Source organism: Thermophagus sp. OGC60D27, assembly GCF_052400625.1.
In the GTDB taxonomy this organism is placed as follows: domain Bacteria; phylum Bacteroidota; class Bacteroidia; order Bacteroidales; family Marinilabiliaceae; genus Thermophagus.
On record NZ_JBQTGH010000018.1, the window covers coordinates 15306 to 33844 of the forward strand.

General features: G+C 39.5%; 9 protein-coding genes. 3 read left to right on the top strand and 6 right to left on the bottom strand.

Annotated features, from left to right (window positions below):
• Window positions 1-120: 120 nt before the first annotated feature.
• The 5 genes from ACT29H_RS15760 to ACT29H_RS15780 form a co-directional block, all read right to left on the bottom strand.
• Complete coding sequence (locus ACT29H_RS15760) at window positions 121-810, bottom strand: L-ribulose-5-phosphate 4-epimerase (protein ID WP_444822616.1); 690 nt, start codon at window positions 808-810, stop codon at window positions 121-123.
• A 14-nt stretch (window positions 811-824) separates the two neighbouring features.
• Window positions 825-2630 carry a sodium/sugar symporter gene (locus tag ACT29H_RS15765; RefSeq protein ID WP_444822617.1) on the bottom strand — a complete coding sequence of 602 codons (1806 nt, stop codon included), beginning with the start codon at window positions 2628-2630 and terminating at the stop codon, window positions 825-827.
• A gap of 29 nt (window positions 2631-2659) precedes the next feature.
• The gene (araA, locus tag ACT29H_RS15770) at window positions 2660-4168 is read right to left on the bottom strand and encodes an L-arabinose isomerase (RefSeq protein WP_444822618.1); all 1509 of its coding nucleotides are present in this window, start codon (window positions 4166-4168) and stop codon (window positions 2660-2662) included.
• A 32-nt stretch (window positions 4169-4200) separates the two neighbouring features.
• The gene (locus ACT29H_RS15775) at window positions 4201-4893 is read right to left on the bottom strand and encodes an NUDIX hydrolase (protein ID WP_444822619.1); all 693 of its coding nucleotides are present in this window, start codon (window positions 4891-4893) and stop codon (window positions 4201-4203) included.
• Window positions 4894-5218: 325 nt separating this feature from the next.
• Complete coding sequence (locus ACT29H_RS15780; RefSeq protein ID WP_444822620.1) at window positions 5219-9586, bottom strand: hybrid sensor histidine kinase/response regulator transcription factor; 4368 nt, start codon at window positions 9584-9586, stop codon at window positions 5219-5221.
• A 587-nt stretch (window positions 9587-10173) separates the two neighbouring features.
• On the opposite strand from ACT29H_RS15780, the gene ACT29H_RS15785 reads away from it, so the two are divergent.
• The 3 genes from ACT29H_RS15785 to ACT29H_RS15795 all read left to right on the top strand — a co-directional run bounded on the left by ACT29H_RS15785 (window position 10174) and on the right by ACT29H_RS15795 (window position 14597).
• Entirely contained in the window at window positions 10174-11661 is a 1488-nt protein-coding gene (locus ACT29H_RS15785; protein WP_444822621.1) for an arabinan endo-1,5-alpha-L-arabinosidase, read from the top strand.
• A 129-nt stretch (window positions 11662-11790) separates the two neighbouring features.
• Window positions 11791-12903, top strand: a complete 1113-nt coding sequence (locus ACT29H_RS15790; protein WP_444822622.1) for an aldose epimerase family protein — start codon at window positions 11791-11793, stop codon at window positions 12901-12903.
• A gap of 458 nt (window positions 12904-13361) precedes the next feature.
• Complete coding sequence (locus ACT29H_RS15795; RefSeq protein WP_444822623.1) at window positions 13362-14597, top strand: M48 family metallopeptidase; 1236 nt, start codon at window positions 13362-13364, stop codon at window positions 14595-14597.
• A gap of 268 nt (window positions 14598-14865) precedes the next feature.
• Here ACT29H_RS15795 and ACT29H_RS15800 read toward each other — a convergent pair whose 3' ends face one another.
• Complete coding sequence (locus tag ACT29H_RS15800) at window positions 14866-17853, bottom strand: insulinase family protein (RefSeq protein WP_444822624.1); 2988 nt, start codon at window positions 17851-17853, stop codon at window positions 14866-14868.
• Between the last annotated feature and the right edge of the window lie 686 nt (window positions 17854-18539).

Genomic DNA, 18539 nt, shown 5'->3' on the forward strand with positions numbered 1-18539 from the left:
TTTTCACAATGCTTCATTCATCAGCATAAAATTTGTTTAATTCATTGGCCTGATGATACCCGCATAATACTTATTGTCAATGTTCTTGTCATGAACAACAAACAGGTCAGGTTCAACCCACTATGACTGTCCATAATAAGCATTAGCACCATGCTTTCTGTCGAAATGTTTTTTGGTCAATAAAGGGTTCATGGTAGACTTTGGATTTACCGACAAACTAACAAAAGCCATTTTAGCTACTTGTTCCAAAACCACACTATTGTGAACCGCCTCATGAGCATCTTTCCCCCAGGAAAAAGGGCCATGATTTTTAACAATAACTCCTGGAATATGATTAGGATTTATCCCATTAAAGGTTTCCACAATCACCGTTCCAGTGTCTTTTTCGTATTGCCCTTCTATTTCTTCCTGGCTCATATCCCTTGTACAAGGGATATCATCGGCAAAATAATCGGCATGCGTAGTTCCTAATATTGGAATATCTCTACCAGCCTGAGCCCATGCCGTAGCATAGGTAGAGTGGGTATGAACCACTCCACCTATTTGAGAAAAATGTTTGTACAATTCAATATGAGTAGGGGTATCAGACGAAGGCTTAAGTGTTCCTTCAACCACATTGCCATCAAGGTCCACAACAACCATGTCTTCAGCCTTCATTTCGTCATAAGCCACTCCGCTGGGCTTGATTACAACGAGTCCTGTGGAACGGTCAATGGCACTAACATTTCCCCAGGTAAAAATAACCAAGTTGTGACGAACCAAATCCAAATTAGCCTGATATACTTCTTCTTTCAACAATTTTAAGTCCATTCCTCTAACTTTTTTTACCAGAAAACACCATACAATAAAGCAAGAATAACTATAATTCCCACTGCTCCAATATTAAAGGCTTTACCCGTTTTAAAGCTTTCCGTACCCGTTTCAATAGCCATTTTGTCCGCTGCAATAATCTTTTCGTTAGAAATGAGAATGATTCCAACAAATAAGAATGCCGCAGCCAACATAAAGATACTCTCAACACCCAAGTTGTTCAGGTATTCGATATTAATACCCACAAATCCGATGATGGCAGAGATAACACCAAGGGCAATCATAATATATCCGCCACGGATAAAACCCGGACGAACCACATGTGATGTATCAGTGGTCCAAACTTTTTTGTCCCAAAAGGTAATAATGGTTGCCACAAAAACAAGAACCACAAAAACATATCCCATACGCATCATCCATGGCATATCCGGAAATCCAAATTTAAACCCGAACCCTAAAGGCAAGGTGAGAATTGCCGTCCAAAGAGCGGCACGATTGGTCGCCTGCCGCCAGAACAAGCCCATAAAAAACACAACTACAACACCCGGATAAATAAAACCGGTGTATTCCTGAATATATTGAAAGGCCTGCCCTAGATTGTTCAGCATTGGTGCAATGAATACAGCTATGAATAAAGCCGCAAAAGCAACGATCCTTCCTACAAGCACCTGTTGTTTATCGGTAGCATTCGGATTAAAATAAGGTTTATAGATATCAACCGTAAAAATCGTTGAAGTGGAATTAATCATGGACGCTAATGATGAAACAATTGCTGCGGCAAGAGCTGCAAAAGCAACACCTCTCACCCCCACTGGCATATGTTCTGCCAACAGAAATGGATAAGCCTCGTCAGGTTTCCCGACCAACTGAGTAGCTGTATTCATATCGAGATAATAAGCGGCAATCCCGGGAATGACGACAATCAAAGGAATTAAAATTTTCAGGTAAGCACCAAAGAGCAAGCCCCGTTTAGCTTCCGGAATTGATTTCGCGGCTAACCCTTTCTGAATAATATACTGATTAAAACCCCAATATCCGAAATTGGTCAGCCATATTCCCCCTAAAATAATGCCTAAACCGGGAAGATCTTTAAATACTTCTGGAAGCTTATCCTGAGTAGCTATCATGTGAAAATGATCACGAGCACCTTCAAATAAGTTCCTAAAACCGGCTATGGGTCCTCCTTCCAATCCTCCAACAGCATCCAAAGCCACATAAGTGGTCACGAGTCCTCCAAAAATTAAAAAGATTACTTGAACAACATCTGTCCAAGCTACCGCTTTCAACCCGCCATATATTGAATAAATACCTGAAAACAAAGCTAACCCAACAATGCCATACATTAACGGAATGCCTAAAATGGTCTGCATAGCCAAAGCGCCCATATAAGTTATGGAAGTAAGATTAACAAAGATATACACCAACAACCAAAAAATTGCAAAAGCTGTACTAACACCCCGGGAATACCTCTGCGCCAAAAATTGGGGCATGGTATAAATTTTCTTTTCAATGAAAATGGGGATAAAATATTTAGCGATCACAATCAGGGATGCTGCTGCAATCCACTCGTAACAGGCGATGCCGATTCCTAGGGCATACCCTGAACCCGACATCCCGATAAATTGCTCTGCTGAAATATTGGCAGCAATCAAAGAAGCACCTATAGCCCACCATGTCAGCGACTTATTTGCTAAAAAATAATCCTGGGCGGTTTTTTGAACTCCTTTTTTCCCTTTAGAAATGAGTAACCCCATTCCCAAAATAACAAATGCATATACTGCAAATATTATCCAGTCAAGCGTTGCAAAAGCTGATTCCATAATTTGTCCGTTTTTGAATGAATATTATATTAAATTCCCTGACTCAAATGGTAATACAGGTCATTCCATCTTATTTCTTTTTTGAAATCACTAATGGTGGTACCTTCATCAATTCGAAGGAATTCAATATTGGCCATTTCAGCAAAATCTTCCATAAATTCTGCATTCAAGGCTTTACTGAAAACAGTATGATGAGCTCCGCCAGCTAATATCCAGGCTGTAGCTCCCGTTTTTAAATCCGGTTTTGGCACCCACAAGGCACTGGCAACAGGAAGATTTGGCATTTCATGCTCTTGTTTAACAACCTCAACGGCATTCACCACCAGTCTGAATCGATTCCCCATATCCATTAATGAAGCATTGATGGCAGGTCCCGGGGCTACTGAAAACCGAGAACGAACAGGATCTTCTTTTCCTCCTATGCCCAGTGGATGGAGCTCTACACGTGGCGTATCCTCTGCAATTGATTCGCAAACCTCCAACATATGAGCTCCCAATACTTTTTGTCCTGTAGGGTCAAGGTGATAGGTATAGTCTTCCATAAATGAAGTTCCACCCTCCAGACCAGTTGCCATTACTTTCATCACATGAGTCAAGGCGGCAGTTTTCCAGTCGCCTTCCGCGCCAAAACCATATCCATCAGCCATCAATCGTTGCACGGCAAAACCAGGTAGTTGCTTCAATCCGTGCAAATCTTCAAAGGTCGTTGTAAACGCAGAAAATCCGCCCTCTTCAAGAAATTTTCTAAGCCCCAATTCAATGCGACACGACTCTCTCAGCGATTCATGTTTTGAGGCACCTTTTTTTAGTTCATCAGATACAACATATTTCTTTTCAATATCTGCACACAACGCGTCAATTTCGTGGTCTTGAATGGTCGCAATAACATCTGCCAAATCGCAGATCCCAAAACCTTTAACATCCATTCCAAATCGGATTTGGGCTTCTACTTTATCCCCTTCAGTAACGGCTACATTGCGCATATTATCACCAAATCGTGCCACTTTCATATTTTTAATGGTATGAACCCCAACTGCTGCACGGGTCCAAACACCAATTTGACGATGTACCTCAGTATCTTGCCAATGGCCAACCACCACTTTCCGATTAATACGCATGCGACTCACCATAAAACCAAATTCACGGCCACCATGAGCTGATTGATTAAGATTCATAAAATCCATATCGATTTCGGACCATGGAATATCCCTGTTGAACTGGGTATGCAAATGCATCATCGGTTTTTGCAATGTTTTCAACCCAGAAATCCACATTTTGGCTGGAGAAAAAGTATGCATCCAAGTCATCAAACCAATACAATTGTCATTTCCATTGGCTTCCATACATACATTATAAATAGCCTCGGGAGTGGTTACCACCGGTTTAAAAACTACTTTAACAGGAATATCTGCAGATTGACCAAGTGCTTCTGCAATCGTTTTCGAATGAGCATCTACTTGTTTTAATGTTTCATCTCCATATAAATGCTGGCTTCCCGTAACAAACCAGACTTCGAAGTTTTTTAAATCTTTCATCATCTTTTTTTTATAAAGTCCGTACTAATTTCAAGTTATAATTTAATAACACGTTCCTGTCCGTTAATCTGATCTGAATCGTCCCGAAACCGGTAATTAAAAGCACCTTTTTTGGATTCCGTTGTATTTTTGGTATTGGTTTTTTCAAGAACATTTAGAGAAAGCACTTTCTTTCTGAAATTTCCCGGATCCAATTCCCTCTGATAAATGGCCTCATATAATCGTCGAAGTTGCATCAGCGTAAATTTATCGGGCAACAATTCCTTCCCCACCAGTTCCAAACTTGCTTTCATTTGCAACCGTTCTTTAGCTTTGCGCACAATTTCCTGATGGTCAAAAATCAAAGACGGTATTTCATTAACAGGCCACCATTGAGCCCCATTATTTTTGACCTTTTCTGCATCGTGTTGATCAATCCTAATAAGCGCATAAAAGGCCACGGATACAACTCGTGCGGCAGGATCCCTGTCCACTTCTGAAAAAGCTTGAACCTGCTCCAAATAGATATCTTTTAAACCGGTGGTATGCTCCAATACTCTAATCGCAGCCATTTCAAGAGTCTCGTCATTTCCACAAAATCCGCCCATCAGTGACCAGCCTCCCTTTTGAGGCTCAAAGAGGCGGCGATGAAGCAGCAACTTGAGTTCATAATCTTCATATCCAAATATCACGCAATCAACTGCCAAATAATGCTTCGCATACCCTTTATATAAATCAGTTAATTCCATTCTAATCTTTTATTTCTTATTCTTTTTCTTCCAGTAATTTTCTTCAATTTTGATGCGACTAAATTAAAAAGTATTTTCTACTTTTAAAATAGTTTTTAAAAAAAACTTTCATTTCAAGAACCATCAATCGAAATCTATTAATAATTCATATTTCAAAAACTATTAATATCCCTTTTAGGGTTTGAAAATTCTCGTACACTCTTATCAACCACATCACAAATAATTTTGGCGATAATCCTCCTAATCTCCCGATACGACGTTCACTTAACATGCTAAATCAACCTCAAATGGGATAGAAATGAATTTTCCCCTGTTCGAATTAATTTCAAATAGTTTTTTTCTTCTTTTTAATAAACTCACTTGGAGTTTCATGATAAAATTTCTTAAACACCCGGCTAAAATATTTTGGATCGTTAAACCCAACTTTATACGCCACTTCATTAACAGATGGGAGCCCATTACTTAAATACTCAAGGGATCTTTTCAACCGGTATACGGTGATAAAATCATTGGGCGAAAGACCTGCTAATGCTTTTAGTTTTTTATACAGTAAACTTCTGGAAACAAACATCATTCTGGCAAAACTCTCCACACAGAAATCAGAATTCGTAAAATTCTCTTCCAATACTTTATTCGCTTTTTCTACAAATTGTTGATCAAGCAGGGAAAAGGAATCACATTCAATATTCTTCAGAGGAGTTTTGTTTTCAAATAGTGCCCGCAATTTTTTACGACTCTCAATTAAATTCTCAACCCTGGCTTCCAACAACTTCATGCTAAAAGGCTTAGAAACATAATCATCAGCACCACTCTTTATCCCTTCCAATTGATGTTCAATTAGGGTCCTGGCTGAAAGCAAAATGACCGGAATGTGACTTGTATAAAGATTGTTTTTAATCTGTTGACAAAGTTCGATACCATCCATCATCGGCATCATAATATCACTAATAATTAAATCAACTTGATTTTCCTTGGCAAAATCATAAGCCTCTTTACCATTAATGGCCTCTACTACATTATAATTTAATTTTAATGAATCCCTGATAACTTTTCCCAATTCCCGATTATCCTCCACCACAAGAATCACCAGTTTATTTTCATCGGACTTTTCCAATATTTTCTTATCACTATTCATATCAGCCAATTCATCCCTGATAACTTTAACCTTATCTCGTATCTCATCCGATAAAAACAAAACTGAATTTTTCTCATGTATTTGGTCGTATGAAAAACTATTGTAATCACATGGAATCTTGACGTTGAAGGAAGCTCCCCTTTTTATCCCATTTTCAACCCAAATTTTGCCATGCAGTGCTTCGGTTAATTCCTTTGTCAACGCCAAACCAATGCCACTGCCGGGAGCCCTTTGCAACATACGGCTATCCCGGTAGAAACGATCAAAAATCTTTTCGATTTTTTCCTCTTCAACTCCAGGTCCTGAATCGACTATATTAATGATAAGAACTTTCCCGGTTTTTTCTTCATCCACCTGTGCAAAAAAGGAAATCTCACCCCCCGATGGTGTAAATTTAAAAGCATTGGATAACAAATTATATAATATATTTTCCAGCTTTTCTCCATCATACCAATACTCTCCTGTCGGAATGTCAATATTGGACATATATTTAATCTTATGATCCAAGGCTAATCCATCAAAGGCATGAAATACTTCTTTCAAAAACAGGCCCAATTCCCCTTTCGACGCTTTCACCTCCAATTTTCCGGCTTCTATCTTCCTAAAAGTTAAAAGCTGGTTAATTAGCATCAATAACCGTCTCGAATTTTTTTCAATAATTTTTAATGAATGGTGAACCGATTCAGGCAACGAAGAATCTTCTAATAATTTTTCCAACGGGGCTAATATTAAGGTAAGCGGAGTTCGAAATTCATGAGACACGTTGGTAAAGAATCGAAGCCTTGATTGATTTATGGCCTTCACCTTTTTATTCAAGTCTATAAGCCTGTCACGTTGCTCCAGAATTTGTCGATTTTTAAGTTCCAGTTCGTTTTTCTGGCCTTCAATAAGTTTCTGACGATGCTCTAAAATGTTATTATTACTGGCCAACTCTTTTGCCTGAATAGTGAGCTGATCCTTTTGTTCTTGTATCTGTCGAGTACGTTCCTTGACCATATTTTCCAATGTCCTTTTCTGCATTCTCAACCGTCGGGTATGCTGCCGAGAATAAACCATTGACAAAACAATAATCAAAGATAATAACAAGATTTTGAACCAGGTAGTTTGCCAAAATGGAGGGCGAACAATGAGTGTAATAACCTTTTCAGGGCTATTCCATTCTCCATCACTGTTGGTAGCCTTCACTTTAAACTGATAGGTACCTCCCCCAAGATTGATATAATTGGCAAATCTCTGATTACTTTCAACTTCCACCCATTGTTTATCAACTCCTTCTAATTTATAGGCATATTTAATCTTTTGAGGATGGAAATAATCTAAAGCAGTAAACTCAAAAGTAATTACATTATCCCTATAACTGAGTGAGACCAAATCTGTATGACAGATATTCTTTTTTAAAACTTTTTGATGATGTCTTACCTCCCCGGTTTTGAGAAGCTTATTAAAAATACGAAGCCCGGAAATGAACACCTTAGGACGAAATGGGTAATCAGGAAAACTTCTGGGATTGAAATAATTCAGTCCATTAATATTTCCAAAATAGAGATATCCGTCTTCTGATTTACAGGCTGCCGACCAATAAAACTGGTTACTTAAAAGACCATCTTCCCGGAAATAATTAAAAAACAAGCCCTTTTCCTTATCAAAACGTGATAAACCATGATCTGTGCTCATCCATAAACATCCGTTCTGATCTTCCAAAATTCCATAAACTACATTATTACAAAGACCCTGATTTGTATTATAATTAGTTATTTTCCAATCGTCTGTACCCATTGGTTGTATACATGACACACCATCACTGTATGTTCCTGCCCATATATTTCCTTCCCTGTCTTCATACAAACTAATCACATAATCTCCGGCCAGATTGTTCGACGATTTCTTATCTCTTTTACTGTAAAACGCCTTCACCATATTGTCACGGACCGTTTTTTCACCAGTAGCACCGATCATGGATGCAGGGAAACGGAACAATCCGTTCCTGGTTCCTACCCAATAATAGTTATTTCGATCTTTAAGCAAACACCCCACTTCTGTAATCTCCGACAAAGGGCCACTATCCAAAACAACAATTTTTTCACTACTCAAATCAAGTATTGCCATTTGCCCTTCAGTGCCTATCAGCAAAAATCCTTGCTCATCATACCAAATAGAAGAAACGAAAACATTATAATCTTTTCCCAGCTCCGTTCCTTCGTCCGGTATAAATCTTTGAAAACTCCCATCCCCGAGCATCTTATTAATTCCGGATCCCCAAGTTCCAACCCACAGATTTCCATTTCCATCTTTAATCAAGGCGGATACAAAATCGCTGGATAAACTGGTACTATCATCAGGTTGATAACGATAATGACGGAAACGTTTCTTTACCCGATCAATAGAGGTCAATCCACCTCCGGCCGTCCCTACCCACAAATTTTCGTCATCCAAATAAATTGAATTGACTGGCCCTTCAGACAATGAGTTTTGGTCTTTAATGTCATGATTGATAAAATAGAACGGCTTCTGGTAAAGATTAAAGTGATTAACACCTCCTTTTTCTGTACCAACCCATACATTTCCCTTTTCATCAGAAAACAAACTCCTTATAAATCGATTGTTTAATTTAAAATCTTCTGGGCCTTCCGCGGGAAAATGCACAAATCCCTCCCGCGCCGGGTCATATATTTCAAGACCTCCCAAGGTTCCAATATAAATCGTTCCAAATTGATCACTTTCTATATCATTAATAGTACCATGACTCAGGTCATTGGAGGCATTTCCCGGAAAATACCATTGCCCTATTTCATTTTTTTTGTCAAATCTCATTACCCCATAAAAAGTCCCAACCCACAATTCATCTTTTGCGACATTATACAATAACGACCTCACATCCATGTCACCTCCGGGGTAATCAACAGAAAACAAGCCACAATTGCCAGAGAGACCACTTTTAATATCTATAGTAAAAAGTCCTTGGCTACTCCCGCCTAACAATGTAGATTTATCGATCATCGTCATGGCATTAACAGATGGATTTTCAATCTGATTTACCACCACACTGTAATGATATACACGATATTCCCCTTTTTCTTTTTTGAGTTGAAACAAACCGTTTGAAAGAGTGCCAATCCACACATTTTCCAGCGAATCAACCAGTATTTTATTGATTCCAACAGGCAGGGTATCCGGAGTAAGGGGAAATACAGACACCTGATCCGTAATCAAATCAACGCATCCAAGCCCCTTATTGGTCCCAACCCACAAGCAGCCATCTGACGTCACATCCAATGACTTTATTAAATTGGACGGTAAGTGGTCCTTCCCATATATCTGAAAAGAATAACCATCATATCGCGCCAAACCGTTTCCTGTACCAAACCAGATAAAACCAAATGGATCTTTCAGTATATCATTGACGGTATTTTGTGGTAGTCCATCATCATTGGTAATATAATTTACATGAGAAGGGAAGTATTTATTTCGAACACTTAACGCCACACTTTCCTTTGCCAGAAGCAAAAGCCCAACCAATAGCCCTACATTTTTTAATATGTTTGGTATACGAAATTTCATTGCCAAATAAATGCTGAATCAAAAATCCAAAATTAATTTTATTTTCGTAATAAAAGTACAATTCACTTTAAAAACACTTTGCAAAGAAAAAAAAACCACACAATATTTTCCACAGTTACCACATAAAATCAACAAGCGTCGCCCTATCAAAACCAAAAATCCTCTCTTCACCTGATTGGATACCATATTTTTGTTTAATCATGAGGCAGAGAATAAAGGGGAACCTAATCCTTTCATTTCATCAGGATAAAAATTGGTTCATCCATTGGTCGGATGGAACTCGCATGACCATTAGTTTATGCATATTCTTGTTGTGACCATCTCACATTGTCATGCTCGTTTCATTCTTGACCAACGAATAATGACATAATATGTATAACCTCCCTATGTTCATGAAAACAAGAACATTCAAAAAAAAGTCATATTCATTTTTGTGTAAAAAATTATAAAACATTAATCGATTGAAAAACGCTTCTACCTACTCAGACAAATTAACATTTAGAATAACCTTCATGCCAGGTTCATTTCATTTGAACATCAACCTAACCTTTTTATAGAAAAAATTAGTGCCGTTAAATCTAATGCTCATGAAACTATCATCTTTTATTAATTCAACCTTCCCTCTAATTATCATTGCGTTAATGTCGGGATGCATTTCGGACACAAAACCCAATAAAAAATCCCTCGCCTCTGGGCAAAATCCCTATAACGATGATTATTCACAATACACCTCATTAAGCCATAGACATATGTGGGGGACTTATAATGTGCATGATCCTTCCATTATTAAAAGTGGCGATACTTATTATATGTACTCCACTGATGCCATTTTCAAACCCATGGGAGTAAAATTCAACGATGACACCATCCAACCCGGCAATATTCAAATAAGAAGTTCACACGACTTAATTAATTGGAAATTCGAAGGTTGGGCACTTACAGAAATACCTAAAGAGGCCGTAATGCATGTCCGCAATAACAACCACGGAAAAGGGGCCACAAATATGTGGGCCCCTCATGTCAAGAAGGTAGGCCATGAATTCAGAATGTACTATTCGGTCTCTGCTTTTGGCACCAACTCTTCATTCATTGGTCTGGCAACCTCAACACATCCCCTTGGACCATGGAAAAACAAAGGGTGTGTAGTAAAAACCATTCCGGTTAATAAAATGAATGCCATCGATCCATCTGTAATCACGGATGTAAAAAATGGAAGAATGTGGATGCATTATGGATCCTACTTTGGCGGCCTCTATTGTGTCGAATTGGATCCCCAAACCGGATTCACTATGAAAAAAGAAGACCACGGTCATCTGGTTGCTTCACGAGCCAACCTGAAAACTCACAACCTCGAGGCCCCCGAAATAATTTACAATCCAAAACAGGAAAAATATTATCTTTTTGTCTCTTATGACGCTTTATTCACTTATTACAATGTCCGTGTAGGCAGAGCCGATCAGCCTCAGGGACCGTTTTATGACTACTTTGGTAATGACATGAAAGATACCACAGACAATTTCCCTGTACTTACTCATAGCTACCAATTCGGAAATCATAAGGGATGGTCGGGAAACGGACATTGCGGCATTCTTAATGACGACGGAAAATACTATATGGTTCATCAGGGAAGACTTGCCCCCTCCAATCTGATGATGTTACTGCACGTTAGAGAATTATTCTGGCTTCCTGACGGATGGCCTGTGGTCTCACCCGAAAGATATGCAGGCGTAAAAAAAAGCCAAATAACCGCACGCGATATCCCCGGACAATGGGAAATTATTCAGATGGAGGAAAAAGCTCCCTTGTCTGAACTCTGGCAAGGACAAATCCCTCCCGGTGGTTGGAAATACACATCAAAAGCCTTCAACGTGGCGGACACTGTTCAGTTCCTGGCCAATGGTTCGACCAATTCACACTTCTCAAAATCGTGGAAAATCAAAAACAACCTATTGTATATCAACAATTACCCCCATGTCGTTTTTAAAGGCTGGGATTGGGAAAATAAAAATTACACGATTCTTTTTTCAGGAATTTCCGAAAATGGGTTCTCTTTTTGGGGAAAAAAGATAAATTAGTGTTTTGAAAAGTAATTCATACTCATAAAAACACAAATCTGGTCCTGTTGCGCATTGTACATTCTTTTTCACAGGAAAATTCGGTTTTCAAAATGTACAATTAAGTGGGACATAAAATTAACTTACATTATGAAGAAAAAACAGCTGTTAATCTCAGCCGGATTCATCCTCACCTTAGGGTTCTTTAGTTGCGAGGCGCCATTAAAACCCGGCATAGAACAAAACAAATGGGGAAATCTGCCCAATGGTGAACCGGTAAACCTTTACAAGCTCACCAGCACAACCGGCTTGGAAGTTAAAATTACGGATTTTGGAGGAGTCATTACTTCGATCAAAACACCGGACAAAAATGGCATCAAAAAAAATGTTGTGTTAGGATTCGACTCCATTGATCCTTATCTGAAAGGAAGAAATTTCTTTGGCGCGCTAATTGGTCGCTACGGGAACAGAATTGCTAAAGGGCAATTTACGCTCAACGACAGCACATACCAACTTTCAACAAACGACGGAGTGAACCATTTACATGGGGGCACCAATGGCTTCGATCAGAAACTATGGGATGCCGAACCCATTCACGATCCGGTGGCGCCAGCCCTTAAGCTCAGTTATTTTAGCAAAGACGGCGAAGAAGGCTATCCCGGAAATTTGAAGGTTACAGTGATTTATACCCTTAAAGCCGACAGCCTGTTTATCGAATACTCGGCAAAATCGGATAAATCCACACCGGTGAATCTCACCAACCACGCCTTTTACAATCTTGGCGGTGAAGGCCTCATTCTGGATCATATACTGACCATAAATGCTGACCATTATACCCCGGTAGATTCAACATTGATTCCCACAGGGGAAATTAAGCCGGTCAGCGATACCCCTTTCGATTTCACAATACCCTATGAAATCGGGGCACGCATTGATCAAGTATCCGGAGGATATGACCATAATTTTGTTCTAAACAATAGTGAAAACGAAGGTTTAAATTTCGCAGCGCGTCTGGTTGACCCCCAATCCGGTCGATTCATGGAGATCTATACAGAAGAACCCGGATTACAATTCTATTCCGGTAATTTCCTGGATGGCTCTATCCAGTCCGGCGATTTTGTCTTTAGCCAATACTCAGCTCTTTGCCTGGAGACACAACATTTTCCGGATTCACCCAACCATGACAACTTTCCTTCAACCATTCTCAATCCGGGGGAAAATTATAATACAAAGACAGTTATGGTATTTGGTGTCGAAAAATAAAAACGTGCCATACCGTCCATCTTAAAACTTTTAGTTTTACATCTCAAAATTGCGGCGTCGCAGAGAAAATTAATAGTCTTTAATTTTTATGGTTTTCCAATCAACAAGAATCAAAACTATATAACACTCTGCGGCACTGCATTTTTGAGATTCTTTTTTTTATTAGTTACAACAATTCGTGACTCTCTTCTATTATAGGCCCAGACTCCTCTAAAGTCCTAATTCAAAGCTCCCACCCCATTCTCCCTCAATTCCATCCGTACCGTAACTTCTCAAACAGGATAATAACGACTAAGGTATTTTAATCAACCTCCCCTCCTCCACCATTTATATATCTCTTGGTTATCATTTTCCAATAAATTAAGTTTGCACTCTTTAATATTTTGGTCCGCACAATGACCATTCATCGGACCATAAGGGCACAAATATTCACATCAAGAAACTAATTCATAAAAACAATGCATACCACGTTATTCTACATCATCATTTTCATATTACTGGCCGATGCCATTTGGGGATGGATACTGGAAGAATTAAACCGCCGCAGTTGGGCACACAGTGTTCCCGATCGACTGGCCGATGTTTATCCCCAAGAGAAATTTGAACAGCAAAAACAATATCGACGGGTAAACCATCGATTTGGGAAGATATCCTCCACCTTTAGTCTGGTGGTATTGTTGTTTTTTTTATGGTTTCATGGCTTTGCTTGGGTCGATAATCTGGTACTTCAACTCACCGACCATTGGCTTTGGCGCCCGTTGCTATTTTTTGGCATCATGGGGTTGGCTTCCTTTTTCATCGGATTGCCGTTTGGCATTTATCAGACCTTTGTCATTGAAGAGCAATTTGGCTTTAATAAAACCACGTCACGAACGTTTATTTTGGACCAAATCAAAGGGTTGGTACTGGGCGCTGTGATCGGCGGTGTGCTGCTGAGCCTGATAATCTGGTTTTACCAATTTGCCGGTAAATGGTTTTGGCTCTATGCCTGGGTAGGGCTTTCCCTCTTTATGATTTTCTTCAGTAAGTTTTATACAACTCTCATTTTGCCTTTATTTAATAAACAAACCCCGTTGGAAGAGGGCCCTCTGCGAAAGGCCATAGAAGCAATGAGCCGTAAAGCGGGTTTTGCGCTGGACAATATCTATGTGATGGACGGTTCCAAACGTTCGACTAAGGCCAATGCCTTTTTCAGCGGTTTTGGAAAAAATAAACGAATTGTCCTGTTCGATACCTTGATCAATGACCTGCAAACCGACGAGATTGTCGCCGTACTGGCTCATGAAATTGGACACTATCGGTTAAAACATATCATTTGGGGCACTTTAATCAGCATATTACAAACCGGGCTTACAATGTTTTTGCTGGGGTGGTTTGTCAATGAGCCTGCCTTGTCACAGGCCTTAGGGGTAGAACAACCTCTCTTCCATATTGGTCTTATAGGCTTTGGTATCTTATACAGTCCGGTGAGTGAAATACTGGGATTGGGCATGAACATCCTGTCGCGACGCAATGAATTTCAGGCCGATGCCTTTGCAGGAGAGCACGCGGATGCCAGAGCTTTGCAGACGGCACTCAAAAAAATTTCGGCCAATGCCCTGAGCAACCCGACACCGCACCCTTGGTATGTCTTTTTTAACTATTCGCATCCACCCCTGTTAAAACGTCTGGAAGCGCTGGATAAAAAGAAATAGCAGTTTTGGAATATTAAGAAAACGGTGAAAGCGTGGGGACGTGAAAAGGTGGAGCGGAGACTAAACAGTTTAAAATAATGAGGCACAGTGAATACTGTCCATCTCGCGATGCGTCGCATCCATATTTCCACTTGTCATCCATCTACCCTTTCAGATTTTCACCCTGCCCCGGGTCCATGCGTTCTGCCCTAAAACCACAACTAAAAAACCCCTGTCCAAAGAAATCGGACAGGGGGAATTAATTCAGAATGGGGCCTATGCTTCCTGTTTATTTCACCACAGATCTGGTAGATTTAAACAGTTCCTTATTCCCATTGATTTTTTGATCATTGCCATAAACACACCATGTGTTTTGTTCCATAACGTCGGCGATCATTTTTGCAAAAGAGCGAATGTCTTCCGGTGTGGTACTAAGAATAGCATTACGCTCAGCTAAAATTTCTGCTTTGGAATCTTTTGAAAAATAGTTGTAAAACGCCATATTCCCCCGAATCGACGGAGTAGTGGGACCATCAATATTGGCAATGGTACCGATAATGAATCGGGTCATCTCTGTGGAATCGGCTTCAAAGCTATTTACAAAATCTACGGCTGCATCGTAATTCTCAAGTGTTTCTGACAAATTGGGATCTCGATACGACGCAAAATAGATATTTCCGGAAGGTGATATAGAGGCCCAACCGCCGTAGGCTCCACCCAAAACGCGAATTTTAGTCTGAAGGTACTCACGCGACAATATTTGATTGAGAACCCTCATTTTTCCATCCCATTCGTACCCTAGCTTTTTAAAATCATTGCCCTTAACAACATATTGAACCATTGAAGAAGAAGTCAGCCCTTCATTTTTAGGTTCAAAATTAAAAGACCATTGGTTGATGCCGACCTCGTTGTCGGAAAGTTGTCCAACAAAATGGGCAACTGCCTCCTGAATATCATTATAGTTTTTATCTGAACAGGTCATCCCAACCATTAAATTTTGCTTTTGGAAAAGGAGGTCCACTGTTTTTTGCAAATTATTAATCACCTCATCACTCTTGGAATCAAAATTACGGGTGATATCTGTAATGAAATCGTAATAACTTAACCCATTTATGAGTTCATTAAACATTCCGCGATTGGAATAATAAGAATTTAAACGGTTAATGGCATATCCTATACCATAATTTTTGGCTTGCGATTCTGTCTGAGATTGATGACGTATCAGCACTTCCTTCAGCCTTTCTTTTTCATTGAGTTTAGAACGATGAATGATCTCATCCACCAACTCAAACAACTTATCAGCCTTGTTGACAGTTGCTTTGGCGGAGATGCCCAATTTGGCCACCAGTTTATCATCGGAACGATGCTCCAAATAACTGTTTAGAAAAGTATTGAATCCTCCGGTATGGATATTCAAGGCATTGTCCAGATCCCCGTAGGAATAGTTTTCAGTATTCATTTTTCCAAGGACTTCTGTCAGCAGTCGGCCATAGGGTATGAGCTCTTGCGGAAGCGTACGAAGGTCAAAAAACAGGGTGGTATAAATAATATTGTTGGTAAAATCCTGATAATGCAATACGGGAATATCACTGATGTTTTTCTCGGCCACTTCGTACCATTGCACATCTTTGCTGATATCCGCGAGCGACAGCATGGGGATGGATGCCACTGCCTCAGGGTCATCATCTTCCTGTTGGTATTCTTTCAGCGCTTTTGTTTCCTCTATCAATTGATTCAGTTCATCTTCACTAAGTGATGCTTTGTATTCAGCAAGTTTTTGTTTGGTTTTTTCGGCCATTTTATTTTCCAATCCCGGTTCTGGCTTTAAGACCATCAACAAGGCATGCGGATTGTCGACAAACTGCTCCTTAACAATTTTTTGAAGCAATCCGTTTTTAATTTCTTCTTTAACCCGGGCCAGAGGCTTTTCAAACTCAAGACCGGCAAAAGGGTCGTCGCCAAAAGAAACACTGTTTTTCACCGCAAACAGATACATCAATCCTTTTTGAGGGGAATCCCCTTCTCTCAACATAAATTCCATTCGATTGATTATACCATCAATCATTTCTTGATCCAATCCCTCTTCTGCCACTTGTTGAAGCGTATTAAACACGATTTCATTGAAACGGTCTTTATCTTCAGGATTGGCATTTTGCACCGTTATTTGAAATACATTCTGTTGGTCTTCATTCACCCAAGCATCCACATCCTTGCCTATTCCGGCTTCCTGTAATGCCAATCGAAGCGGTGCCGACTGGTGATTTACCAGTGCCTCACTCAAAATTTCCAAAGCCATCACCAATTCCTGATCGGTATTTTTACCGATAACGAAATTATAGCTTAAGTAGGTTTTATCCCGGGTGTCTGATCCTTCCGGAATGCTGTAGCTTTTTTCAGCCTCTTTCTTTGCTTCAAACGGCGCTTGAAGAGGTATTTCTATTTTCTTATCATACTTTTGATAATGCGAAAAATATTCACGATCCAGAAATGACAATTCTTTATCTAAATCAGCATCACCGTAAAGCAACACAAAAGAATTGGATGGATGATAATAGGTTTTGTGAAACGCTTTAAAATATCCATAGGTAAGGTCGGGGATGGATTCCGGATAACCTCCTGATGAGACGCCATAAGTATTGTCAGGAAAAAGAATCTTGTAAATATGATAATCCAATTGTCTTTCAGGGCTCGAGAATGCGCCCTTCATTTCGTTGTACACGACCCCTTTATAAACAACCTCACCTTCCGGATCGTCCAATTCATAGTGCCATCCCTCTTGTTTAAATATTCTGGGGTCGCTGTGTAAAAGAGGATTAAAAACAGCATCCATATACACATGCATCAGATTGAAATAGTCGGCCATATTCATACTGGCAACCGGATAAGTGGTAAAATCAGAACCGGTCATGGCATTTAAGAAGGTATTGAGCGAACCTTTGGCCAATAAATCGAACGGACTCTTTACAGGGAAATTTTTAGACCCATTCAGTACCGAATGTTCAAGAATGTGCGGTGTCCCGTAATCATTCTTGGGGGTTGTTTTAAACGAAATGGAAAAAAGCTTGTTGGCATCATCCGCGGCAATCTTCATCAGCCTGGCACCGCTCTGCTCATGCTCGAAATAGAGACAATGCGCATTCACTTCCTCTACAAAGCGATCTTCTACCAGGCGAAATCCATGATAGGTCTTCCCTTCCTCATAGGCCGGTTTATCGGAACACGACCATAACGCTAAAAAGATAAGGGATATCAGTACTGCTAAAATGTTGTTCTTCATTTGTTTAAAAATTTCAATGGGTTATTGACGATTTGTGAAAATAAGTGTTCATTGGTTTATATTAAACTTAAAATTAGCTCAGTTATTAAATCTTTGGTGTTCGACTTTTTATTGGTTCCGTATCAACTTTGATACTTGCATAGGCTTTTTTATGTCTCTATTTGTTTTTTATGAACTAGAATGTTTTGTTTTTCAGTTTAAAAAACATCGGGCAAAAATGATAGGAATTACCAAACAGGTAAAAGGTGTATAATTCTATATTTGGTATTTTCTTTTTTCGGAGATTAAAAATAATATTTTTCTGTTAATTAAATTCCCTGACCGCAAAAAAGAAACCGAAATTTTTAAGAAGTAGCCTACTATTTGCTTAAATTTTTAATTTCTTAAGCTTCCCTGCTTCTGTGGGCTGATAACTTTTTTTCTCTGATTTTAATGCATCAAGGGATTCTGTTCCAGGATAATTTAAGTTAGCTATGGCATTCATTTTTCGCGTAAGATGAATTGTTCTCTGCTGTTAAAATAGTTTCAACGTATCAGGGGTTAATGAGCCGTTCAGAGATGTTTAGGCGCTGCTTTTAGAGGCTTATGATCGACCTTGAGAGGTTTATGATCAGCATTAAGACCTTTATGATCGACCTTAAGGGGTTTATGATCAGCATTAAGACCTTTATGATCGACCTGGAGGG